Consider the following 22,706-nt stretch of genomic DNA (forward strand, 5'->3'; position numbering starts at 1 on the left):
CTTTACTTATTTATTCTATCAAACATTCGTATTTTTTTCAACTTTTTTAGCGTTCTCCAATATTTAACAAATACTTTTCTATTTTTGAAAATTCATCTTTCTCTATAATTTCTTTTTCATATTTTATAACTTTTTCCATAAATTTATCCACATCTAAAAGTTTTTCTAACTTACATATGTTAATTATATTTCCAAAGTTTGTATTAGTCATATTTATATAATACTGACTATCCACAATACTAGCATAAACAACAATCGATTCTTTTAGGTTATTATCAATTATTCTAAATAAGTTTATTTCATCAAGTACTTTAATTATATTGGGATATATACACTTTAAGCTTATTTTTTCCATATTATTCCTCCTAATAATTAACATTTATACACAGATAAAGCAAGCCAAAAGCTTGCTTTATCTACTTATTCACACTTATCAACAGAGCACCTGTGGATACTGTGGATAATTTTTTAGCTAAATTTCAATGTTTAGACATATTTAGTGACAGGTATCCACATTTTTCCTGTAGAAAGAAAGGATGTTCTGTGGATATTCGTTAGATTATAGGTCTCTCAACTTATCCCCAAATCTTTGAACTTCACCAAGCCAAACTAGTTCTACAGAACCAGTTTCACCATGTCTATTTTTTGCTATTATTACTTCTCCTATATTTTTACTCTCAGAATCAGCATGATAATATTCATCTCTATATAAGAACATAACTATATCTGCATCCTGCTCTATTGCTCCAGATTCTCTTAAGTCAGATAACATAGGTCTATGATCTGCTCTTTGTTCTGGTGCACGTGATAACTGAGATAATGCTACAACAGGACAGTTTAATTCTTTAGCTAAGACCTTTAGTGACCTTGATATTTTAGATATCTCCTGCTGTCTACTTTCATTATTGCCTTCACCTTCCATAAGTTGAAGATAATCAATAAGCACTAAGTCCAGACCTTTTTCTATTTTCAACTTCCTGCACTTTGACCTTAATTCTGATATTTTTATACCAGGAGTATCATCTATGTGTATTTTCGCATCTGATAACACCGCCATAGCATCTATAATTCTAGGCCAGTCATTATCATTAAGTGTTCCAGTCTTTATTTTTTTTAATTCTACACTAGACTGTGAAGATAGCATACGTTGTACTAATTGTTCTTTAGACATCTCTAAACTGAACACAGCTACAGAAGCATCACCTTTTAGGGCTGCATTTTGCACTAAGTTTAAAGAAAAGGCAGTTTTACCCATTGCTGGTCTAGCCGCAATTAATATTAAATCGGTCCTTTGAAGACCATTTATTTTTTTGTTTAAATCTTTAAAACCAGTAGTTATACCAGTCACATCACTCTTATTAGTGTATAACTTTTCTATCATATCATAGGCATCCATTAAAACTAAGTTTATAGATTTAAAATCATCACTAGTTTTCTCCTGTGATATATCAAATATACTCTTTTCAGCTTGTTCTAAAACATCTTCAATTTTAGTTGCTCCACTATATCCTAGATTTATTATTTCATTAGAAGCTTTTATAAGCTTTCTAAGCACAGACTTCTCTTTTACTATATCAGCATAGTATTTTACGTTTGAAGTCGTCGGTACTATAGTAGAAAGACTTGTAATATAACTGATTCCTCCAATATCATTAAGATGCCCTTGTTTTCTTAGTTCTTCTGTTAATGTTATCAAGTCTATAGGCTCACCTTTATTACTTAAAGTTATCATACATTCATATATTATTTTGTGAGCCTCTTTATAGAAATCATCAGGCTTTATAGTTTCTGTGACTGTTATTATAGCATCTTTATCTAGAAGTATAGAACCCAATATTGATTGTTCCGATTCTACACTATGAGGAGGAATTCTCGTCATATCTTCCATCTTTATCACCTCTAGTTATTACTGTTTTTCTTTTACATCTACTCTTATTTTAGTAGTTACTTTTTGATGTATTTTTATTTCTACAAAAGTTGAACCTAGGGCTCTTATTGGCTCATCTAATAATATTTTTCTTTTATCTACATCTATATCTTTTTGTTTCTTTAATTGCTCAGCAATCTCTTTAGCAGTTATTGAACCAAAAAGTCTTCCACCTTCTCCTGCTTTTGAATATATTTCTATATTAATTTCTTCCATTTGTTTACCTAATAAAACAGCTTCTTCATATTCTTTTTGTGCTTTTATTTCTTTAGACTTATTCTTTTCATTTAATTCTTTTATTGCTACATTATCTGCTTGCACAGCCATCTTTTTAGGAAATAAGAAATTTCTTGCATATCCATCACTTACTTCTTTCATTTCCCCTTTTTTACCAGTCCCTTTTACATCTTTTAATAATATAACTTTCATCTATTCTTCCTCCTCCAAATACTCCTCTATTATTTTATTTACCATCTTATAAGCTTCTTTTAGAGAAACATCTTTTAACTGTGCTCCAGCTATATCTATATGTCCCCCGCCTCCTAATTTCTCCATAAGCACATGTACATTTATCTGTCCTAAGGACCTTGCACTTATAAATATAGTATCATCTTTTTCACCTAATACAAAGGAAGCTTCTACTTCTTTTATGTTTAATAACTCATCAGCAGTTTGAGCTATTATAACATTTATACTATCTATTTCTGTACTTGAATATGCTAAACATATCCTATTATTAATTATTTTAGTACTTTGAATTATTTCAGCTTTTATTATGAAGTCTTTTACATCAGAATTGAAAAACTTTTTAACCTCAATAGTATCTGCTCCAACTTTTCTAAGATAAGAAGCTGCTTCAAAAGTCCTAACACCTGTTTTAAACGCAAAGTTTTTAGTATCTAGACTTATTCCTGCTAAAAGTCCTTCAGCTGTGAGTTTATTTATTGTTACATCTTCATCCATATATTGAACTAATTCTGTAACCATTTCACAGGTTGAAGATACATATATCTCATGGAATAAAAGTACTGCATCATTTATGAATTCTACACCTCTTCTATGATGGTCTATTACTACTATCTTCTCTGATAGCTTTAATAACTCTTCACATTCAGTATAATTAGGTCTATGAGTATCAACTACCACGACTAACGTATTTTTAGTACAGTTGTCAATAGCTTCTTCTTTTCCAATAAATAGTTTCTTATAATAATTATTTTCATTTATTTTATTTATAAATATTTCTATAGATTCATTTACAGAGTGTAAAACTATGTTTGCTGTTTTGTTACAGGATTTACATATATCATAAACTCCAACTGCCGCTCCCATAGCATCCATATCTGGATATTTATGTCCCATTATATAAACTTGGTCACTTTGTTGTATAACTTCTCTTAGAGCGTGACCTATCAATCTGGACTTTACTTTGGTTTTCTTTTCTACAGCTTTAGATTTTCCTCCATAAAATACAAATTTATCTTTTGTTTTTACAACAGCCTGATCACCACCTCTACCAAGTGCTAAGTCAAGGGCACCTGTAGCAAGTTTTAGGTTCTCATTTAATGTATCTCCATCTATACCAATTCCTATACTTATAGTAACAGGAAGATTATTTCCATAATCAATATGTCTTATTGTATCTAAAATAGAAAACTTCTCAGTTTCTAATTTTTTCAACTCTTTTTTATGCATTACTAAGAAAAATTTATCTTTTGAAGTTCTTCTCAATGCACCATTTGAATTTAATTCCAAAGCAGAAAGTATTTTTTCTACTTCAACATTAATTAAAGCCCTCTTATCTTCTGCTGCACTTTTTAATACTTCATCGTATCCATCTACTTGTATTAGCATTATTGCATTTTTTTCATCATCATAATCTTGTTTTACTTTTAAATATTCTGTCTTGTCTATCCAGTATAATATCATCAAATATTTAGGATTTTTTTCTTGATCATTTTTTATAACATTATAAATTATTGTATATTCTTTTTCTTTGTAGTTTATTTCTGTGTACATTTCTTTATTTTCATTTAATACTTTTCTTAAGTTAAGATTTTTAACTATATCTTCTATATTTTTATCAAGTAAATCTTTTTGACCAATCATATCATAAAACTTCCCATTGTACCACGATATATTTCCATCAAATTCTAAGATACACAGTGGTATTGGAAGGTTTATTATGGCTTTCTTGGTTGTCTCATCTATATCTAAAGATAAATTTTGAATATACTCTGTCCATTCATGACGTCTAATATTAGTTGTTCTCCAATTGTGAAAAACCATATATACAAAAATACAGAAAAATAAACACCCTACATACAAGTTGTAATAAAGCAAAATTATACTAGAAATACCAATAACAATTATATATAAATTTATTTCTGGCATATTTAATTTAAAGGTTTGTTTATTACTCATTTCTATCCTCCTAAGTGGATTTATAACTTCTCACCTTTCTAAAGTCAATTATACTATCTACCATACCAACAAAAGATATTCCCATAAATCCAAATAAACATAAAACTATCCCTGAAAGAAACATAATTTTATTTGGTCCCTGTCTTATCCATTTCTTTAAAAAATAGATACAAACTGCTATACCTTGAATTACAAACATTAAATTAAAAACTAGCTGTAAATTAGTCATTATTAATTCTGTATATAGTTTTGAACCAATAATTTGAATAAATAAGACTAATAAATAAAGTAAAAAAGTTGTGAGTATAGCATTTCCTGGTAAATAAAAATCTGCAAATTTAGGAAATCTTATATTCATCTTTGTAATTCTTTTGATAAAAAATACACTTAAATAATATGTTACAAATGCTGATAATAACCCTTGTAAAAATAGCATCATTGGTAGCATATTTGTAAAATAACTTACAATCTCATCTGGCTTCATTTTATCAAATAATTTAAGCTCAGCTGCTGAAAAACTATTTTTTTGAATATTTACAATTTCTGTTATCATCTTAGAAACTTCATCTAATAGGTTTACATTTAAAAATGTTTTTAATACAAAGAAATATACAAGCATTGAAAGTACAAATATTATCGTTCCACCATATATTGGTTCAAATTTATTACTATCTTCTTGTTCAAAACTTCTCTTTAACATCTTTCCTATTGCTATACCTGGTAAAGAATACATTATACATATATTTAATGCATAAGAAATGTCTGCAAATAGAATTAGTACACAAAATGTAATCAAAATAGATATAAAAGAATACTTTCTATCAGTAATAGCACCTATAATTACATATGGAACAGCTGCTAATATACTAAACATCCCTAGCATTGGAATATAGGCTATCACTAAAGCGATTATTATAGCTAAAATTATTATAGACATTGCTTTAGATAGTCTAATTTTATTATTCAATTTAATATCACTCCCTATTGTCCATATGTTTTTTTAAATTAGATAAATCTCCATACCATCTTTCAACGCTATGGTCTTCATCTATACCAATTTTTATTTTTTCTTTGACTTTATAATCCACATCTCTAAAACTAATTCCTAATCTCTTTGCTAAGAGATATGTTATCATTATTATATTTGCTAGAGTATCTTGAATTGCTTCATCTAAAGGTTTTACCCCTTTAAATAATAAGTTAAACAAATCACTTACACTCATTAATATTTCTGTTTTCATCCATTCTATTATCTTTATGTTTCTCGTTATCTCAGAACCTTTATCTATTTTCACGTTTACAACCCTCCTTAATATATAATATTATATCATAAATAATAATATATTTAAGTATATAAACAAAAAAACGAGCTTTATAGCTCGCCTCATTTAGATATATAAATACCTATAATAAAAAATGAGCACAAGGCTCATTTTTTTAGTCTAATGTATATGGTAAAAGTGCTATATTTCTAGATCTTTTTATAGCAACTGTTAATTCTCTTTGATGCTTAGCACAAGTTCCAGATATTCTTCTTGGTAATATCTTTCCTCTTTCAGTTATATACTTTTGTAATCTCTGAGTACTTTTGTAATCTATTTTAGCGTTTTTGTCAGCACAGAATTGACAAACTCTTTTTTTCTTACGTCTTTTTTTATTCATCATGACTTTTTTCCCTCCTTTTTAAAATGGTATATCGTCATCATCTATAGCTTGGAAACCTTGTGGGTCTAGACCTTGAGGTTCAAAGCTTGGCTCAAAAGCTGGAGCACTCTCTCTATATGAATTTTCCGATTTATTCTTACTATCCAAAGCTTGTACTGATCTAGTACTTACTTTTGTAAAAGTTCTCTTTTCACCTGATTGTGTCTGATAATTGTCTACTCTTATAGATCCTTGCAATGCAACTAATCTACCTTTAGTTATGTAGTTAGCACAAAATTCAGCAGATTTACCCATTACTTCAACAGGTATAAAATCAGTTTCTTTAGATCCATCTTTTTTTACATAGTCTCTATCAATGGCTATTGTAAAGGATGCCACTGGTGTTCCTGTACCTGGGATGTATCTTAATTCAGGGTCTTTAGTTAATCTTCCCACTAATACAACTTGATTCATAAAAACACCACCTATTTTTTATAATAAAACCCAGTTATTAAGCAACAACTATCATGTGTCTTATTACGTTTTCATTTATCTTTAAGTTTCTGTCTATCTCTTTAGGAACGTCTACTGCTGATTTAAAGTTAACTAATACGTAAAAACCTTCTGTAAACTTAGCTATTGGATAAGCTAATTTTTTAGTTCCCCAAGTATCAACTTTAACTATTTCTCCGTCAGTTGCAACAACTTCCTTAACTTTGTTTAGTATAGCCTCTCTTACTTCTTCATCAGAGTTTGGCTTTACCACATAAACTAATTCATAATTTCTCACTATAATTCACCTCCCTTTGGACTTAACGGCTCTACACTCTTAGAGCAGAGAAATGAGACTAAAATCTCATACCTACACATTTTATCATTTATTCTCATTTATGTCAATTTAAATTTTGGACAAAGTTTAATATAAGGTAAATTATATATTCTTAAATTAACAAGGGATGGCAATAGCCATCCCCTATAATATATCTATATAAGTTATTATTTTTAATTAAGCTTCAACACCCATAGCTTCTTTTAAAACTGATGCTATATTTTTTATACCTTCTATTATTTTTTCTTCTGGCATATTTGAATAGTTAAGTCTGAAAGTATTTTCTCTACCACCATTAGGGAAGAATCCTCCTCCAGCAACATAAGCAACATTCTTTTCTAAGCATTTTGGCATTAATTCTTTAGCATTTAAGTTACTTGGAAGCTCTACCCATGTAAATAATCCACCTTCTGGATGAGTAAATACTAATCCTTCTGGGAATTCTTCTTCCATAGTCTTAAGCATTACATCTCTACGTTTAATATAAACTGCTTTAATTTTTTCAACATGTGCATCTAAGTCATACATATCCATGAATTTACTTACTTCCATTTGAGATATAGTTGATGCTTGTAAGTCTGCACCTTGTTTTGCAAAGTTAAATTTAGATAATATTTCTGGAGAAGCACAAGTCCATCCTAATCTGTATCCTGGGCAGAATATTTTAGAGAAAGTTCCTAAGAATATTACTAATCCTTTTGTATCCATTGATTTTAAAGATGGTAAAGATTCTCCTTCAAATCTTAAATCTCCATATGGATTATCTTCTATTACTGGTATTTCAAATTTGTTTACTATTTCCATGAATTTTTTACGTCTTTCAAGTGGCCAAGTTCTTCCTGTTGGATTTTGGAAGTCAGGAATTACGTAAATCATTTTTATTCTATCAGTTGTTTCTAGTATTTTTTCTAATTCTTCCATTATCATTCCGTTAGAATCAGTTGGAACGTCTATGAATTTAGGTTGATAAGATTTAAATGCGTTTATAGCTCCTATGTAAGATGGGCTTTCACATAAAATTACATCACCTTCATCAATAAATACTTTTCCTGCAAAATCTAGACCTTGTTGAGAACCACTTGTAACTAATATATCATCTTTGTCTACATTAGTTTGATTTTTCTCATTCATTCTAGCTGCTATTTTCTCTCTTAATGGTTCATATCCTTCTGTTGTAGTGTATTGCATAGCTGATCTTCCATTTTCTTCAAGCACTGCAACTGATACTTTTTTCATTTCTTCAACTGGAAATAATTCTGGAGCAGGCATTCCACCAGCAAAAGATATTATTTGTGGTTGTTGAGTAAGTTTTAAAAGCTCACGTATTTCAGATCCTTGTAAACCTTCCATTCTTCTTGCATATTTAATTGCCATAATTAAAGCACCCCCATGAAAATGTTTTCTTCATTTTCTATTATACCAAAATTTTGGATATTAATATACGGTATTTGACATTTTTTAAATGTTAAATTTATGTCATTCTTTTATTAGCTTTTTTACTCTCTTTTCTAAAGTCTCTCTATCAAGCATTATTAACCTTGAACACTTAGTACATTTTATCTTTATATCCATTCCAGTTCTTATGATTTCGAATTCTTTACATCCACATGCATGTTGTTTTTTTAATTCGACAATGTCTCCTATTTTTAAATCCATTGGCATAAATAATTAGCCTCCTAATCTAGCTTCTCTGCTTCTTTCGAACCATCTTCTAATTTACTTATACAATAAATTCCTTTTATATCTACATTATTTTCAGTTAAAATTGTTTTTATCTTTTCCATGTCTTCAAAAGAAAATTTAATTGATATTCCACAACTTGCTGTTATTTCTCTTGGTGTTGGAAGAGCCATTACCTTTAGACCATTTTCACCAAATAACTTTTCTGATCTTATTGCATGATGTGTCGAATTAAATGACACTATATACATCTGATTCATTGCTTAATCCTTTCTGACTATCTGTTTTTCTTTAAGTTAATCATTATTATTAGTTTTTATATTATTAAACAAACATACATTATATAGAAATAGTATTTGATGCATTCTTTAATGTTTCAACTATAGTATACATATTTGTAACTGAACCTACTTGTAGTTTGTCTTTTAAATTGTAGTAGTCTAAACAAGTACCACAAGATAAGACTTCTACGCCTTCATTTTCAAGTATTTTTAAATTTTCTATAGTTTCTTCATTTTCAGCACTTAGTGTTACTCCTCCATTAACTAAAAGTACATATTTAGGATAAGGCTTAGATTCTGTCAAAGTATATATAAATCCTTTTATTAATACTTTCCCTAATTCATCATTTCCAAGTCCCATTTTGTCTGAAGATATAAATACACATGTATCTTCTAGTTCACATTCTTTCTTGTCTACATTATTTTGTTTATCTAAGATATTTTGACCTTTTATAATTTCTATAGATATAAAATTCTCTTTTTCGTCAACAATATTTGCCTCACAATTTAAAGATTTAGCAAGTTTTAATACATTTTCTTTAGCTGTTTCATTGTCGACTGTTGTAACTACAATACCTTCTTCTATGTTATCCAATTCTTTTTTTGTGTTTATAACTGGTTTAGGACAAGCAAGTCCTCTAGCATCTATTTTTATACTCATTGTTTGATTCATCTCCTTAAAAATATTCATACAATTTATATTTTATCATAGATGTTATCTTGCTTGTTATAGATTGTTTCTATAGCCTTATAGGTTTATTTTTTTACATTATTTCTAAATTTTTATACATAAATACACCTTTTTGATAATATTCTAACTCTTTTTCTTTTGAAATACTTGAATATAATTGACCTAAATCTATATATAAATTAGCCAATATTCTACTATTTCCTAAGTCTGATACTATTTTTATACATTTAATTAAATACTCAATTGCAAGGGTAATTTCATTTTGATTTTTATACATATTAGAATAGAATTTTAATGCTTTATATTCATTGAACTTATTTTTATTTTTTATTGATGAAGCTAAAGCTATTTTGCAATATTTTCTAGCTAAATCATAATCTTCTTTATCTATATATGCTTCTATTATCTTAAATAAACCTGACATCATGTATTCGTCTTCATCATTTTTCTTTATATCATATACCTTTTGTGAATATTCAAGTACTCTATCTGTCTCACCTATTTTTCTGTAAACATCACAAATTGTTAAATATACATTTGCTAATCCAGTTTTATTATCTTCATTTTCAAGTATCTTTAACGCTTTTTTAAAATAATCTTTTGATTCTTCATATTTTCCTATTTCAAGCATATTATTTGCTTTTAACACCAAAATATCGACATCTTCTTTTCTATCATTTCTATTATCTATTTCATTTATTTTATCTATGTACTTCAATGACATATTTGGATTATCTAATTTTATGTAGCAATATGCCATCTTACTGTATAGTTCCTTGTATATGTTAACATCCTCAAACTTACTCTCTAACAAAATTTCCTCTGCAAAATTAAAGTGGCTTATAGCACCTTTATAAAAGTCTTCTTGCATGTATATTTTTCCTATGTTTAAATAGCACTTAAGTATATTTTCACTATCACTATTTTTTATAAAGAAGTATAATGCCTTTTCAAAGTTTTCTATAGCATCATTATAATCAGATTTTTTTAGATTAATATTAGCCATTAAAAAATTACATCTGCCATAGTTCTCCATTAAATCGTATCTCTTACATATATCTAAAACTTCTTTTATTTGGTCCTCAGCCTTGTTTAGTTCATTTTCTTTTATATATATTTCGCTCTGTAGTATTAAATTATCAGTTATCTTTTTTGACTGCATTTCTTTGGTTTCTAATAAGTACTCTACACTTACATCTAACTTATCGCCTAGATATTCCAACAGTTCATAGCTAGTATGAGATTTATCCCTCTCTATATGGCTTATTTGTGCTGCTGTTATCCTATCTCCAGCTAATTCTTTTAATGTCATGTTTTTTTCTTTTCTTAATTTTTTAATCTTTTCTCCTAAGCTCAAAATTTCCATACTATTCCCACCTTTTGAAGACATTTTTTTATAATATAATTATAACTTATATTTATTTTAAAAACACTACTTTTATTTTACAATATTTTCTGTGTACATTAAATGATTTCCCATAAAAATGACTAAAATTTAGTTTATTTTGAATTTAATTAATTTAAATAAATCATTTTTTAAATTTGTTACTATTTTGTATTCATATATTTGCTCATAACGACTATAATTATATATAAGAATAGTTTTTATGAGAGGAGAAATTTTTATGAAAAATAAGAAAATAATGTTAGTGTTAAGTATATTATCTATATCTATATTTGCAATTGGTTGTACTAATGCTCAAGTTGGTAATGATACACCTAAAAAAGAAGCTAAGAGTAATACAAATGTTGAGCAACCAAAAGAGGAAAACAATACTGAAAAAGAGGCACCTGATAAAAAAGCTACATCTACTCCAAAAGAGGAAAAGAAAACTCAATCAGCTGTTATTTATTCTTTTGATGTAGATAAAACAGATTTAATAGAAAACAAGATTGACTTAAATAAAGTTGATGAAAATACTTTATTTGAGGAACTTCAAAAACTTAAAGTTGTTCCAGAATCTTCAAAACTAAATTCATTTACTACAAAAGATATTGATGGTGTAAAAACTGGTATATTAGATGTTAACTCTGATTTTACAAATTCAAATTTAGGTAGTGATGCAGAAACTTTAATGCTTGATTCAGTTGCTCGTACTTACATAAAAAATATGAATGTTGAACAAATAAAAATTACTGTTGATGGTGGTAATTATGAAAGTGGTCATATAGTTCTTGAAGAAGGAGATTACTTAAAGTAATTTTTTAAGATATACTTAAGCCATGCTATTACAAGAAAATAGTGTAGATTGTACAATCTACACTATTTTTATATTCTTATATTATTTAATTATTATATGCTACTTGTTTTTTGAAATTTTATTTAGAGCTTCTACTGCTTTATCTATTTCATCCTTTGTATTGAAATATCCTATGCTGAATCTTACTGCACCTTGTTTTAAAGTACCTAAAGTAGTATGCGCTAGTGGAGAACAATGTATTCCTGATCTAGTTGCTATATTATAATCACTATCTAATAAAAAAGTAACCTCTCCAGAATCCATGTTTCCTATATTTATAGCTATTACTGATGCTCTTTTTTTACTATCTTTTGGTCCATATATCTTTATATCTGGCACTTCCTCTAATTTGTCTATCATATATTGACATAATTCTTCTTCATGTTGTCTTATATTGTTGATTCCTCTTTCAAATATAAATAATACGCCTTGGTTAAGACCTGCTATTCCAGGGGTATTATGAGTCCCTGATTCATATTTATCTGGGAACAATTCTGGTTGAACCATTTCTTCTGATTTACTACCTGTTCCACCTTCTTTTAATATATTTAAATTTAAACCATCTCTTACATATAATATACCTGTTCCTTGAGGTCCAAATAAGCATTTATGACCTGGCATTGCCAACATATCTATATTACATTCATTTACATCTATGTCATAAACACCTGCCGTTTGTGACGCATCTACTAAAAACAGTATATTATGTTTTTTAGCTATTTCTCCAACTTTTTTTATATCTATTAAGGTACCACATACATTAGATGCATGTGTTGTTACAATCAATTTAGTATTTTTCTTTATTGATTTCTCTAATTCATCATAATCTAAAAATCCCTCATAATCGCATTTTACTACAGTATTTTCAACACCCTTTTTTTCTAATGCTTTTATAGGTCTTATTACTGAATTATGCTCCATAGATGTTGTTATCACATGGTCTCCCTCTTGTAATACACCCTTTATTGCTAAATTTAAGGAATCTGTAGCGTTAGATGTAAATACTATATTCATAGGATTACTCACATTAAACAACTTAGCTATATTCTCTCTTGTATCATATATTTCCCTAGCAGCTCTCATAGCAAGTTTATGTCCAGCTCTACCTGGATTTGCACAGTAGTTTTTCATGCAATCTAAAACAGCATCATACACTCTTTCTGGTTTTGGATATGTAGTTGCAGCATTATCTAAATAAATCATAACAATCTTCCTCTCTGTTTTATAGTTTTGTTCTATTCAAGAAGCATTGATACAATACTATTTAAATCATCATCATTATAGTATTCTATCTCTATTTTGCCTTTTTTCTTTCCTTTGGAAATATTTACCTTAGTTCCAAAGATATTTCTAAGTTTATCTTCTACATCCAAGATAAATACATCTTTAGGCTTAGATTTTTTTGGTACTTCTTCTTTGTTTTCAGATATTTTTTTAGCTATATTTTCGACTTCTCTTACAGAAAGCTCTTCTTCCTCTATTTTTTTTGCTATTTGTAGTTGTAAATCCTTATCTACAATTCTCAACAATGCCTTACCATGCCCTGCTGTAATTCTACCACTATCTATCATTTCTATGACATCTTGTCCAAGATTTAAAAGTCTCAGTGTATTGGTTATATGAGGTCTACTTTTACCAACAGCTTCTGATATTTCCTCTTGAGTTACATTATAATGCTCTATTAAACTTTTATATGCTAGAGCCTCTTCTATTGAGTTTAAATCTTCTCTCTGTAAATTTTCAATTAAAGCTATCTCCATTATATCTTTCATATCTATATCTTTAATTATAGCAGGTATTTTACTTTTATTTGCAAGTTTTGATGCTCTAAATCTTCTTTCCCCTGCTATTATCATATACTTATCATTTTCATCCTTCTTAACTACTATTGGTTGTAATACACCATAGTTTTTTATAGAATCAGACAACACTTTTATCTTTTCTTCATCAAATTGTTTTCTAGGCTGAACTTCGTTTGGATATATTTCGTCTATATCTATGTTGACTATCTCTTTTTCTGAAGTTTCTCCTTTAATCTCTGGTATCAATGCACTAAGACCTCTACCCAATCTGTTACTTCTTTTAGACTTATTCTCCATACTACTATTCCTCCTCTTCTAAATCTATAAATTCTTCTGCTAGTTCCAAATAAGCTATAGCCCCCCTACACCTTTTATCATAGTAAATAACAGGTTTCCCATGACTTGGAGCTTCTGCAAGTCTTACATTTCTTGGAATTAGGGTCGTATATACACTTCCTTTAAAATATTTTTTGACTTCTTCAACTACTTGTATTGATAGATTCGCTCTCCCATCAAACATACTTAAAACAACACCTTGAATCTCTATGTCTGCATTTAATCTTGATTTTACTAATTTTATAGTCTCCATCAATTGACTAACACCTTCTAAAGCATAATATTCACATTGTATAGGAATTAAAACACTATCTACAGCAGTTAGACAATTTATTGTAAGCATCCCAAGTGAGGGTGGACAATCCAAAAATATATAATCATATTCATCTGCTACTGCTCTTATGGAATTTCTTAAAATATACTCTCTATTACTTTTAGATGTAAGTTCTATTTCTGCACCTGATAGCTCAGTAGCTGATGGAACTAAATCTATATTTTCAAACTCAGTATTTATTATTGCTTCTTTAATATGTAACCCATCTAACATAATTTCATAGATTGTATTTTCCACTTCGTTTTTATTAATACCATATCCACTAGTTGTATTTCCTTGAGGGTCCAAATCTAATACTAATATTTTCTTCCCCAAAGTTCCTAAACTAGCACTTAAGTTTACATTTGTTGTAGTTTTTCCGACTCCACCCTTTTGATTGAATACAGCTATAACTTTGCCCATGATGTTCCCCCCCTTTAAGAATTGAATTAATTTTAAATGTTGACTAGGTGTTTTTATAATTACAAATAATGTCTATAAATCAATTTATATTACAAGGCTTATATTACAAAAAAAGATTACTGGTAAGCAGTAATCTCTATTTTTTAGGGATTTTTACAACAACTTCCATATAATCTCCCTTATCTATTTCATTATACTTAGCATCAATTCCTGTATTTGATATAGCATCAAAGGCCTGCTTTATAGTATTTATGTAAATTCTTATACTCATAGCACCCTTTATATTCTGTTTTTTATCAGGCTCTTCTTGAACTTTAGTTTCTTCTAATATCTCTTGTATCAATTTCTCTGTTTTTTTAACAGTCAATTCATTTTTTATAACTTTTTCTAGTACACTTTGCATTAAATCTTCACTTGGTAGTTTAAGGAATGCTCTAGCATGTCTTTCTGTTAAGTTATTTTCTATCAACTTCATTTTTATGTTGTTTGGAAGCTTTAATATTCTAAGCTTGTTTGCTACAGTAGATTGATTTTTGCCCAATTTTTCTGCTAATTGCTGTTGAGTAAAAGCATGTTCTTTTATTAAGTTTTCATAACCAATTGCTTCTTCAATGAAATTTAAGTCTTCTCGTTGCAAATTTTCTAATAACGCTAGAACAGCAGAAGACTCATCATTCATATTATTTATAATCGCTGGTACAGTTTTAAGTTCTGCTAATTTAGCCGCTCTTAATCTTCTTTCTCCAGCAATTAATTCATATTTGCCATCTTTTGCTCTAACTGTTATAGGTTGAATTATACCATATACCTTTATAGAATTACTCAATTCCTCCAATGAAACTTGTGAAAATATTTTTCTTGGTTGGTATGGATTTGGAACTACATCTTCTATAGGTATCTCCATAACTCTTTTATCTTCCATAACATACCTCTCTTATTTTAGATATAAATATTTTTGTTCTCTATATGTACATACAAATTTATTTCTGCATCCACTTTAATAATTCCTTTATTTTTGTTTTGTTTAAGGTAAGCTTAATTATTTCTCAGGAAATAATTAAGCTTACCTATAATAATTTTTCAACTATATAATAGGATTCTTAGCTGGTTTGCCAGCTTTTCTAGGGTATTTAACTGGTGTTTCTTTTATTTTTTTAAAAATTAATATATTATGATTTAAATCTATTTCTGGTAATTCCACATCTATTTTTTCAACAAATTCTAATCCCAAAATATCAATAGCTTTTTGTGATTCTTCTAGTTCTAGATTAGCATTTGGACCTTTTAAACAAATGAAGTATCCTCCAACTTTTACAAATGGTACACAAAATTCCATAAGAATTGGTAATCCAGCTACAGCTCTTGCTGTAGCAATATCATACTTTTCTCTATACTTTTCATCTTTACCAAAATCTTCAGCTCTTCCATGTATAAATTTAATATTAGCTAATTCTAATTCTCTACCAACCTCCTCTAAAAAGTTTATTCTTTTATTCAAAGAGTCTAGTAAGGTAAGTTCTAAATCATCTAAACATATTTTTAATGGTATCCCAGGAAATCCAGCACCTGTACCAACATCTATTATAGACATACCATTTTTTATATATCCATTTTTTACAGCTGAAATAGAATCTAAAAAGTGCTTCACATATACCTCTTTTTCATCTTCTATCCCAGTAAGATTCATCTTTTGATTCCAATCAACTAATATCTCTCTATATTTTTTAAATTTTTCTAGCATACTATCATTAGTAATTATATTAAAATCTTCAATCCCATTTTTCAGAAGCTCTATGTTATTCACCTTTGCCACCTCTAGTTCTTCTGACTTGTTCTAGGTATATAAGTAAAACTGATATATCAGCTGGAGAAACTCCAGATATACGAGAAGCTTGTCCTATTGAAATAGGTTTTATATCATCTAGCTTCTGTCTAGCCTCTAATCTAAGTCCTTCTATAGATGAATAGTTTATTTTCTCATCTAACTTTTTATTCTCAAGTTTCTTAAATTGATCTATTTGTTTTAATTGTTTTTCTATATAACCTTCATATTTAGTTATTATTACGCATTGCTCTTTAACTTCTCTTGAAACATCTTCACCAGCGCCTTTTCCTAATTCTTCAAGCAATTCATAAGTAACCTCTGGTCTTTTTAAAAACTCATACAACGAAATTCCAACTTTTATTGGTGTTGCTCCTTTTTCTTCTAACAGACTATTTACTTCTTTTGGCGTAACTCTTTCATTTTTTAATCTTTCAAATTCTTTCTCTACAGCAGTCTTTTTATTTATGAATCGTTCATATCTATCTTTTTTAACTAATCCTATATCATAACCTTTTTGAGTTAGTCTCATATCTGCATTATCTTGTCTCAAATACAACCTGTATTCTGCTCTTGATGTCATCATTCTATAAGGCTCATTAGTCCCTTTAGTAACAAGGTCATCTAATAAAACACCTATATATGCTTCTGAGCGGTCTAATACAAATGGTTCTTTTCCTTCTATTTTTCTAACTGCATTTATACCAGCCATAAGCCCTTGAGCTGCTGCCTCTTCATATCCAGAAGTTCCATTAAATTGACCAGCACTAAATAAGTTCTCTACTCCCTTTATTTCCAAACTTATTTTTAGCTGTGTTGGGTCAACACAATCATATTCAATAGCGTATGCAGGTCTCATTATCTTACAGTTTTCAAGCCCTTTTATTGTTTTGTACATATCTAATTGCACTTCAAAAGGTAAACTAGTTGAAATTCCTTGGATATACATTTCTTTAGTATTTAACCCTTCTGGTTCTATAAATAGTTGATGTGATGTTTTATCACTAAACCTTACTACTTTATCTTCTATAGAAGGACAATATCTTGGTCCAGTACTTTCTATTACGCCACTATACATAGCAGACCTTTTTAAATTATCCAATATAACTTTCTGAGTTTCTTCAGTAGTTCTCGTTAAATAGCAAGGTTCTTGCTTTTTTTCTATATTTTCATTCATAAATGAGAATGGAGTTACTTTTTCATCACCTTCTTGTAAGGACATTACAGAAAAGTCTATACTATCTCTATGGACTCTAGCTGGAGTTCCTGTCTTAAACCTTCTCATTCTAAGACCCAATTCAACTAAACTATCTGTAAGGTATTTTGCATATCCTAATGCATTAGGTCCTTCATAAAATGCAACCTCACCCATATATATTTTTGAATTTAAATAAACTCCAGTAGCTAGTATTACAGCTTTAGATTTAAATGAACATCCTAATTTAGTCCCAACTCCTATTACAACATTTCCTTCATGTAAAATTTCCACTACTTCATCCATAGCTATATCAAGATTTGGTTCATCTTCCAATGTCTTTTTCATTTCTTCATGATATTTAAATTTATCTGCTTGAGCTCTTAAAGAGTGAACTGCTGGTCCTTTTGCAGTGTTTAACATTCTACTTTGTATATATGTCTTATCTATATTTAATCCCATTTGGCCACCCAAAGCATCTATTTCTTTAACCAATTGACCTTTACCAGTTCCACCAATGGATGGATTACAAGGCATTAATGCTATAGAATCTAAAGACATTGTTATTATCAAAGTTTTATATCCCATTCTTGCAGTAGCCAAAGCAGCTTCACACCCAGCATGTCCTGCCCCAACTACTATAACATCATATTTTCCTGCTTCAAACTTTATCATTTATAATTCCTTTCTTTTTAAATTAATGTTTCATGAGAAACACTATAATTTTTTTAAAACCTCTATAATAAAAAAATCAAATTTGCTTTTAAACCTTACTTACCTATACAGAAGTTATGGAATATATTATCTAATAAATCCTCTGTTACTGTATCTCCATTAATATAACCAAGATAATCCCATATATTTTTTAAATCTACTTCTACAAAGTCAAATGGCATACTTTGTTCTAAAGCAATTAAAGCATCTGTGGCAGATTTATATGCTTTACTAAGTGCATCTTTATGTCTAGAATTTGTTACTACTAAACTCGAATTATTTTTAACGCTACCTTTATATACCATAGACTCTATTTTATCCTGTAATTCTTCTATACCTTCTTGTTGTAAAGCTGATATTTTTATTATACTATTATTTTCTACATATTTAAGTATTTTTTCTTCTTCAATTTGCTGTTTTAAATCATTCTTATTTAATAGTACTATTGTTTGTTTATCTCTAAGGCTTTCCAATATCTCTATATCTTCTTCTGACAACTTTCTAGATGCATCTAAAACCATTATAATCAAATCTGCACTCGTAAATGATTCTCTAGATTTTTCAACACCTATTTTTTCAACTATATCATCAGTATCTCTTATACCTGCTGTATCAACGATTTTTAAAGGTATACCTTTTATATTTACAAACTCTTCTATAACATCTCTAGTAGTTCCTGGTATATCAGTAACTATAGCTCTGTTCTCTCCTAAAATGGAGTTAAGTAGTGAAGACTTACCTACATTTGGTTTACCAACTATTACTGTTTTTAAACCTTCTCTAAGTATTTTTCCACTTTCAGCTGTGTCATATAATTTTTTAATTTCCTTTTTAAGCTCATCAGTTTTTTCTTTAAGAGTTTGATATGTTATATGCTCAATGTCTTCTTCAGGATAATCTATAGCAACTTCCACATGAGCTAATATCTCTGTAACTTTATCTCTTAATTCTCTTATCCTTTTTGATAAAGAACCCTCTAATTGGTTTTGAGCAACTTCATGAGCTATATCAGTTTTGGCTTTTATAACATCAATTACTGCCTCTGCCTGTGATAAATCTATTCTCCCATTTAAAAATGCTCTTTTAGTAAACTCTCCAGCTTCTGCTAATCTAACATCTTTTGATAATATTAATTCTAAGATTTTCTTTACTGAAATAAATCCACCATGACAATTGATTTCTATTACATCTTCTCCTGTGTATGAATTTGGACCTTTCATATATGCCAATAAAACTTCATCAATTACATTTCCATCGTCTACTATATTTCCATATATTAATGTTCTCTTATTATATTCTTTAATACTCTTCCCTGACATAGACTTAAAAATTTCTTCTGCAATCTTTAAAGATTTTTCTCCACTTATTCTAATTATTCCTATACCACCTTCTCCAGGTGCTGTAGCTATTGCTGCAATTGTATCATCTATAAACAAATTTATCACCTCTTAATTTATAATTTTTTACATATAGATTTACTTTTGACTAATCACAATAATATAATAATATTAAAAAATAAAACCCCCTAATGTTTAGGAGGTTGATTTTATCTTTTACACTCAATTACTAATCTTCTATATGGATCGGTTCCTTCACTATATGTAATTACATATTTGTCGTTTTGAAGAGCTGAATGTATTATTCTTCTCTCATACGGATTCATATAATCTAATTTTTTAGTTTTTCTTGTTTTCGCTACTTCTCTAGCAACTTTATTAGCATATCTTATTAAAGATTCTTCTCTTTTTGATCTATAGTTTTCTATATCTACAAGCACTCTTGTATGAGAATCTTTATTTATTTTATTAAGAGCTAATCCAGTTAAAAATTGAATAGAATCTAAAGTTTCCCCTCTTCTACCAATTAAACTTGCAGCTTCTTTGCCTTCAATATCAACCATGATTAAATTATCTTTTTGAGATACATTGACTTTGGCATCAACATTTGCATTTTTCAACATTACCTCTATAAAATTTTTAGCTACATCTAGTTCCTTCTCGATAACAAAAATTTCATAAGTCCCATCTTTAGCACCTATGAGACCTAAAAACCCCTTGCTCGGATTTTCAAGTATTTCAACTTCTATATCCTCTGCTTTTAAATTTAATTCTGCTATAGCCTTACTTATAGCTTCTTCCCTACTTTTACTTTTTATTAATTTTAGGCTTTTTCTCATTAACTTTTTCCTCCTTAGAGTTAGCAGCCAGCTTAGCTTTTAAAGGATTCATTATTAAGTAGTATTGAGCTATTGAGAATAAGTTACTTACTGTCCAGTACAATGTAAGTCCTGCTGGGAATATAAATCCCCAATAGAAAGACATACCTGCCATTACATATGTCATTACTTTCATAGAGCCTTGTAATTGATCTTTTGGAGTCATTACTTTTTGCATTACATATGCACTTGCTCCTGAAAATACTGCTAGTACATAATCTGGTGCTGTTAAGCTTTTTATCCATAAAAAACCATTATCAGCTGCTAAAAATGCAGCTTGATTTGCAAAAACGCCATGAGCAACTGGCTCTCTCAAAACGCTAAATAATCCTATTAATATAGGAAACTGTATTAATAAAGGTAAACAACCAGATAGTGGATTAATTTTAGCTTCTCCATATAACTTAACAATTTCTTCATTTTGTTTTTCTGGCTTATTTTTATATTTTTCTTGTATCTCTTTTATACGAGGTTGTATATCTTGCATTGCCTTTGTTGACTTAGTCTGCTTAACTGTTAATGGTAATAAAATAATCTTTACAAGGATAGTAAAAAGTATTATAGAAATACCATAATGATTAACAAATTCAAATATTACCTTAAGAATCATTCCTAAGAAATTTCCTATTATATTCAATTTTTTTATACCTCCTAATAGTTACTCTCTTTTATTTTAGAGGATCGTAACCTCCTGGATGAAAAGGATGACATTTTAAAACTCTTCTTACGGTTAAATACATACCTTTTACAAATCCATATTTCTTAAATGCCTCTATTGAATATTGTGAGCAAGTTGGATAAAATCTACAGGTAGGTCCCTTTAAGGGAGATATATATTTTTGATAAAATCTCACTAAATAAATACATAAATTCGATAAATGCTTACTTATTTCCTTTAATATATAAATTATTTTATTCAAAGTTATGAACCTCCATACTTATAGCATACAATTTAAATAGAAATATCCGTTCTTTTAACTAAATTTTTTATAGACTTGTCTATGTCTTTAAAAGTAGCATCTTTACTAGATACTCTTGCTATAAATACTATATCATATCCAGGCTTAATTTTTTCATCAATATTTAATCTGTAGACTTCTTTTATTAGTCTTCTTACTCTATTTCTAGTGATGGCTTTTCCTACTTTCTTAGAAACAGAAATGCCTATCCTACTATAATCTGATTTATTTTTAAGTATATATATTACTAAATATTTGTTTGCAAAAGATTTGCCGTGTTTATATACTTTTCTAAAATCAGAGTCCTTTTTTAACCCTTTAGTCCTATTAAAGTCCATAGTTAACCTCCATAAACACAGCTATGAATTGTAATTATTTACACAAAAAGGCCACCTTTGCAGCGGCCCTTTTGTAATTAATGAGTTAATCTATTTCTTCCTTTAGCTCTTCTTCTCTTTAACACGTTTCTTCCGTTAGACGTCTTCATTCTTTTTCTGAAACCATGTTCTTTACTTCTTTGTCTCTTTTTTGGTTGATAAGTTCTTTTACTCATTATTTTGCACCGCCTTTCAGATTTCATTTTCCGTTTATAAAAATAATAACTTTACCCTCAAAGTAAACATAACACATATAATTATAAATACTTTTATCACTGTTGTCAACGAGTTTTTGGGACGCTTCTATCACAAAATCTACCATATATATATTATGTATTTTTTTTATTGAAAATACTAGTAAAAATCTATTTAATTTTATTCTAAATTATTTTTTTCAATTATATGCACAAATAAAGCAATTTTAACATGTTTATATTTTTATCAACAATTAGTTAATATTGTGGATAAATTAGTTACAAATCATTGAAGTTTGACATATATTTTGATATTATAAATATACTTGTTGATAATGTGCATAAATGTTATCAACTTATTAAAAATTATTCACAGCTTGTGGATACTTTTGTGTATAACTTTTAAGATTACTGACAATACTCTAGTTATAATCACCATTTATTGTATGTTTATGTTATTTATAACTTTATCTACATATTGTTTATATCTTTTCATATTTTTTTAATAATTTATACTATTATTAATTTATCAACACCATTATCCATAAATTTAGTTATTCTGTAAAATTTATATATATTTTTGCTTTTCTGTTAATAACTTTGTGGAAAATATTAATTATTCTGTTCGGAGGTTTATATT

At 28.5% G+C, this 22,706-nt stretch carries 27 protein-coding genes; 1 reads left to right on the forward strand and 26 read right to left on the reverse strand.

What is annotated here, in order from left to right:
* Positions 1 to 46: 46 nt before the first annotated feature.
* The 14 genes from ACTG44_RS20150 to rstA all read right to left on the reverse strand — a co-directional run bounded on the left by ACTG44_RS20150 (position 47) and on the right by rstA (position 10,842).
* Positions 47 to 355 carry a hypothetical protein gene (locus tag ACTG44_RS20150; protein WP_479917840.1) on the reverse strand — a complete coding sequence of 103 codons (309 nt, stop codon included), beginning with the start codon at positions 353 to 355 and terminating at the stop codon, positions 47 to 49.
* A gap of 204 nt (positions 356 to 559) precedes the next feature.
* The gene (gene dnaB / locus ACTG44_RS20155; protein ID WP_021386564.1) at positions 560 to 1,888 is read right to left on the reverse strand and encodes a replicative DNA helicase; all 1,329 of its coding nucleotides are present in this window, start codon (positions 1,886 to 1,888) and stop codon (positions 560 to 562) included.
* Positions 1,889 to 1,906: 18 nt separating this feature from the next.
* Positions 1,907 to 2,356 carry a 50S ribosomal protein L9 gene (rplI, locus tag ACTG44_RS20160; RefSeq protein ID WP_479917841.1) on the reverse strand — a complete coding sequence of 150 codons (450 nt, stop codon included), beginning with the start codon at positions 2,354 to 2,356 and terminating at the stop codon, positions 1,907 to 1,909.
* Positions 2,357 to 4,351 carry a DHH family phosphoesterase gene (locus tag ACTG44_RS20165; protein ID WP_479921102.1) on the reverse strand — a complete coding sequence of 665 codons (1,995 nt, stop codon included), beginning with the start codon at positions 4,349 to 4,351 and terminating at the stop codon, positions 2,357 to 2,359.
* A 10-nt stretch (positions 4,352 to 4,361) separates the two neighbouring features.
* Positions 4,362 to 5,318: a YybS family protein gene (locus ACTG44_RS20170; protein ID WP_479921103.1), complete on the reverse strand. Its 957-nt coding sequence runs from the start codon at positions 5,316 to 5,318 to the stop codon at positions 4,362 to 4,364.
* 7 nt (positions 5,319 to 5,325) lie between these two features.
* Positions 5,326 to 5,646, reverse strand: coding sequence for a MazG-like family protein (locus ACTG44_RS20175; RefSeq protein WP_003420530.1), 321 nt, complete (start codon positions 5,644 to 5,646; stop codon positions 5,326 to 5,328).
* A 142-nt stretch (positions 5,647 to 5,788) separates the two neighbouring features.
* Positions 5,789 to 6,016 (reverse strand): 30S ribosomal protein S18, encoded by a 228-nt coding sequence (gene rpsR, locus ACTG44_RS20180; RefSeq protein ID WP_021386573.1) that lies wholly within the window; start codon positions 6,014 to 6,016, stop codon positions 5,789 to 5,791.
* Positions 6,017 to 6,034: 18 nt separating this feature from the next.
* Entirely contained in the window at positions 6,035 to 6,469 is a 435-nt protein-coding gene (locus tag ACTG44_RS20185) for a single-stranded DNA-binding protein (protein WP_021386628.1), read from the reverse strand.
* A gap of 37 nt (positions 6,470 to 6,506) precedes the next feature.
* Complete coding sequence (rpsF, locus tag ACTG44_RS20190) at positions 6,507 to 6,785, reverse strand: 30S ribosomal protein S6 (protein ID WP_003420522.1); 279 nt, start codon at positions 6,783 to 6,785, stop codon at positions 6,507 to 6,509.
* A 216-nt stretch (positions 6,786 to 7,001) separates the two neighbouring features.
* Positions 7,002 to 8,198, reverse strand: a complete 1,197-nt coding sequence (locus tag ACTG44_RS20195; RefSeq protein ID WP_021386598.1) for an aminotransferase-like domain-containing protein — start codon at positions 8,196 to 8,198, stop codon at positions 7,002 to 7,004.
* A gap of 102 nt (positions 8,199 to 8,300) precedes the next feature.
* Positions 8,301 to 8,486 (reverse strand): DUF951 domain-containing protein, encoded by a 186-nt coding sequence (locus tag ACTG44_RS20200; protein WP_021386561.1) that lies wholly within the window; start codon positions 8,484 to 8,486, stop codon positions 8,301 to 8,303.
* A 14-nt stretch (positions 8,487 to 8,500) separates the two neighbouring features.
* Positions 8,501 to 8,764, reverse strand: coding sequence for a putative Se/S carrier protein (locus tag ACTG44_RS20205; protein ID WP_021386600.1), 264 nt, complete (start codon positions 8,762 to 8,764; stop codon positions 8,501 to 8,503).
* A 79-nt stretch (positions 8,765 to 8,843) separates the two neighbouring features.
* Positions 8,844 to 9,446: a sulfurtransferase-like selenium metabolism protein YedF gene (gene yedF / locus ACTG44_RS20210; RefSeq protein WP_021386623.1), complete on the reverse strand. Its 603-nt coding sequence runs from the start codon at positions 9,444 to 9,446 to the stop codon at positions 8,844 to 8,846.
* Between the two features lie 103 nt (positions 9,447 to 9,549).
* On the reverse strand, positions 9,550 to 10,842 hold the full coding sequence (gene rstA / locus ACTG44_RS20215; RefSeq protein ID WP_021386565.1) for a toxin production/motility transcriptional repressor RstA: 1,293 nt from the start codon (positions 10,840 to 10,842) through the stop codon (positions 9,550 to 9,552).
* 259 nt (positions 10,843 to 11,101) lie between these two features.
* Here rstA and ACTG44_RS20220 point away from each other — a divergent pair, with 259 nt between their 5' ends.
* Entirely contained in the window at positions 11,102 to 11,677 is a 576-nt protein-coding gene (locus tag ACTG44_RS20220) for a GerMN domain-containing protein (protein ID WP_021386629.1), read from the forward strand.
* 99 nt (positions 11,678 to 11,776) lie between these two features.
* On the opposite strand, the gene ACTG44_RS20225 is transcribed toward ACTG44_RS20220, so the two are convergent.
* The 12 genes from ACTG44_RS20225 to rpmH all read right to left on the reverse strand — a co-directional run bounded on the left by ACTG44_RS20225 (position 11,777) and on the right by rpmH (position 22,048).
* A complete protein-coding gene (locus ACTG44_RS20225) occupies positions 11,777 to 12,919 on the reverse strand; it encodes an aminotransferase class V-fold PLP-dependent enzyme (protein ID WP_479917842.1) in 1,143 nt (380 codons plus the stop codon).
* A 32-nt stretch (positions 12,920 to 12,951) separates the two neighbouring features.
* A complete protein-coding gene (locus tag ACTG44_RS20230; RefSeq protein ID WP_021386586.1) occupies positions 12,952 to 13,815 on the reverse strand; it encodes a ParB/RepB/Spo0J family partition protein in 864 nt (287 codons plus the stop codon).
* 4 nt (positions 13,816 to 13,819) lie between these two features.
* Positions 13,820 to 14,590, reverse strand: a complete 771-nt coding sequence (locus ACTG44_RS20235) for a ParA family protein (protein WP_479917843.1) — start codon at positions 14,588 to 14,590, stop codon at positions 13,820 to 13,822.
* A gap of 136 nt (positions 14,591 to 14,726) precedes the next feature.
* Positions 14,727 to 15,512 carry a nucleoid occlusion protein gene (gene noc, locus ACTG44_RS20240; protein WP_021386567.1) on the reverse strand — a complete coding sequence of 262 codons (786 nt, stop codon included), beginning with the start codon at positions 15,510 to 15,512 and terminating at the stop codon, positions 14,727 to 14,729.
* 162 nt (positions 15,513 to 15,674) lie between these two features.
* Positions 15,675 to 16,394, reverse strand: coding sequence for a 16S rRNA (guanine(527)-N(7))-methyltransferase RsmG (gene rsmG / locus ACTG44_RS20245; protein WP_021386613.1), 720 nt, complete (start codon positions 16,392 to 16,394; stop codon positions 15,675 to 15,677).
* Positions 16,387 to 18,282 (reverse strand): tRNA uridine-5-carboxymethylaminomethyl(34) synthesis enzyme MnmG, encoded by a 1,896-nt coding sequence (mnmG, locus tag ACTG44_RS20250; RefSeq protein WP_479921104.1) that lies wholly within the window; start codon positions 18,280 to 18,282, stop codon positions 16,387 to 16,389. The genes rsmG and mnmG overlap by 8 nt, the downstream gene beginning before the upstream one ends.
* Positions 18,283 to 18,377: 95 nt before the next feature.
* The gene (mnmE, locus tag ACTG44_RS20255) at positions 18,378 to 19,757 is read right to left on the reverse strand and encodes a tRNA uridine-5-carboxymethylaminomethyl(34) synthesis GTPase MnmE (RefSeq protein WP_479917846.1); all 1,380 of its coding nucleotides are present in this window, start codon (positions 19,755 to 19,757) and stop codon (positions 18,378 to 18,380) included.
* Between the two features lie 110 nt (positions 19,758 to 19,867).
* A complete protein-coding gene (gene jag, locus ACTG44_RS20260) occupies positions 19,868 to 20,497 on the reverse strand; it encodes an RNA-binding cell elongation regulator Jag/EloR (protein ID WP_021386604.1) in 630 nt (209 codons plus the stop codon).
* On the reverse strand, positions 20,466 to 21,173 hold the full coding sequence (locus ACTG44_RS20265) for a YidC/Oxa1 family membrane protein insertase (protein ID WP_021386599.1): 708 nt from the start codon (positions 21,171 to 21,173) through the stop codon (positions 20,466 to 20,468). The genes jag and ACTG44_RS20265 overlap by 32 nt, the downstream gene beginning before the upstream one ends.
* Positions 21,174 to 21,204: 31 nt before the next feature.
* Entirely contained in the window at positions 21,205 to 21,456 is a 252-nt protein-coding gene (gene yidD, locus ACTG44_RS20270; protein ID WP_021386578.1) for a membrane protein insertion efficiency factor YidD, read from the reverse strand.
* A gap of 32 nt (positions 21,457 to 21,488) precedes the next feature.
* A complete protein-coding gene (gene rnpA / locus ACTG44_RS20275; RefSeq protein WP_021386625.1) occupies positions 21,489 to 21,833 on the reverse strand; it encodes a ribonuclease P protein component in 345 nt (114 codons plus the stop codon).
* Positions 21,834 to 21,910: 77 nt separating this feature from the next.
* Entirely contained in the window at positions 21,911 to 22,048 is a 138-nt protein-coding gene (rpmH, locus tag ACTG44_RS20280; RefSeq protein ID WP_003420485.1) for a 50S ribosomal protein L34, read from the reverse strand.
* Positions 22,049 to 22,706: the final 658 nt, after the last annotated feature.

It is taken from the genome of Clostridioides sp. LIBA-2809 (genome assembly GCF_056688965.1).

Coding starts and splice junctions, on each gene's coding strand:
- ACTG44_RS20150 (WP_479917840.1), bottom strand. CDS start 355: ATGGAAAAAATAAGCTTAAAGTGTATATATCCCAATATAATTAAAGTA.
- dnaB (WP_021386564.1), bottom strand. CDS start 1,888: ATGGAAGATATGACGAGAATTCCTCCTCATAGTGTAGAATCGGAACAA.
- rplI (WP_479917841.1), bottom strand. CDS start 2,356: ATGAAAGTTATATTATTAAAAGATGTAAAAGGGACTGGTAAAAAAGGG.
- ACTG44_RS20165 (WP_479921102.1), bottom strand. CDS start 4,351: ATGAGTAATAAACAAACCTTTAAATTAAATATGCCAGAAATAAATTTA.
- rpsR (WP_021386573.1), bottom strand. CDS start 6,016: ATGATGAATAAAAAAAGACGTAAGAAAAAAAGAGTTTGTCAATTCTGT.
- ACTG44_RS20185 (WP_021386628.1), bottom strand. CDS start 6,469: ATGAATCAAGTTGTATTAGTGGGAAGATTAACTAAAGACCCTGAATTA.
- ACTG44_RS20195 (WP_021386598.1), bottom strand. CDS start 8,198: ATGGCAATTAAATATGCAAGAAGAATGGAAGGTTTACAAGGATCTGAA.
- ACTG44_RS20200 (WP_021386561.1), bottom strand. CDS start 8,486: ATGCCAATGGATTTAAAAATAGGAGACATTGTCGAATTAAAAAAACAA.
- ACTG44_RS20205 (WP_021386600.1), bottom strand. CDS start 8,764: ATGAATCAGATGTATATAGTGTCATTTAATTCGACACATCATGCAATA.
- yedF (WP_021386623.1), bottom strand. CDS start 9,446: ATGAGTATAAAAATAGATGCTAGAGGACTTGCTTGTCCTAAACCAGTT.
- rstA (WP_021386565.1), bottom strand. CDS start 10,842: ATGGAAATTTTGAGCTTAGGAGAAAAGATTAAAAAATTAAGAAAAGAA.
- ACTG44_RS20220 (WP_021386629.1), top strand. CDS start 11,102: ATGAAAAATAAGAAAATAATGTTAGTGTTAAGTATATTATCTATATCT.
- ACTG44_RS20225 (WP_479917842.1), bottom strand. CDS start 12,919: ATGATTTATTTAGATAATGCTGCAACTACATATCCAAAACCAGAAAGA.
- ACTG44_RS20230 (WP_021386586.1), bottom strand. CDS start 13,815: ATGGAGAATAAGTCTAAAAGAAGTAACAGATTGGGTAGAGGTCTTAGT.
- ACTG44_RS20235 (WP_479917843.1), bottom strand. CDS start 14,590: ATGGGCAAAGTTATAGCTGTATTCAATCAAAAGGGTGGAGTCGGAAAA.
- noc (WP_021386567.1), bottom strand. CDS start 15,512: ATGGAAGATAAAAGAGTTATGGAGATACCTATAGAAGATGTAGTTCCA.
- mnmG (WP_479921104.1), bottom strand. CDS start 18,282: ATGATAAAGTTTGAAGCAGGAAAATATGATGTTATAGTAGTTGGGGCA.
- jag (WP_021386604.1), bottom strand. CDS start 20,497: ATGAGAAAAAGCCTAAAATTAATAAAAAGTAAAAGTAGGGAAGAAGCT.
- rnpA (WP_021386625.1), bottom strand. CDS start 21,833: ATGGACTTTAATAGGACTAAAGGGTTAAAAAAGGACTCTGATTTTAGA.
- rpmH (WP_003420485.1), bottom strand. CDS start 22,048: ATGAGTAAAAGAACTTATCAACCAAAAAAGAGACAAAGAAGTAAAGAA.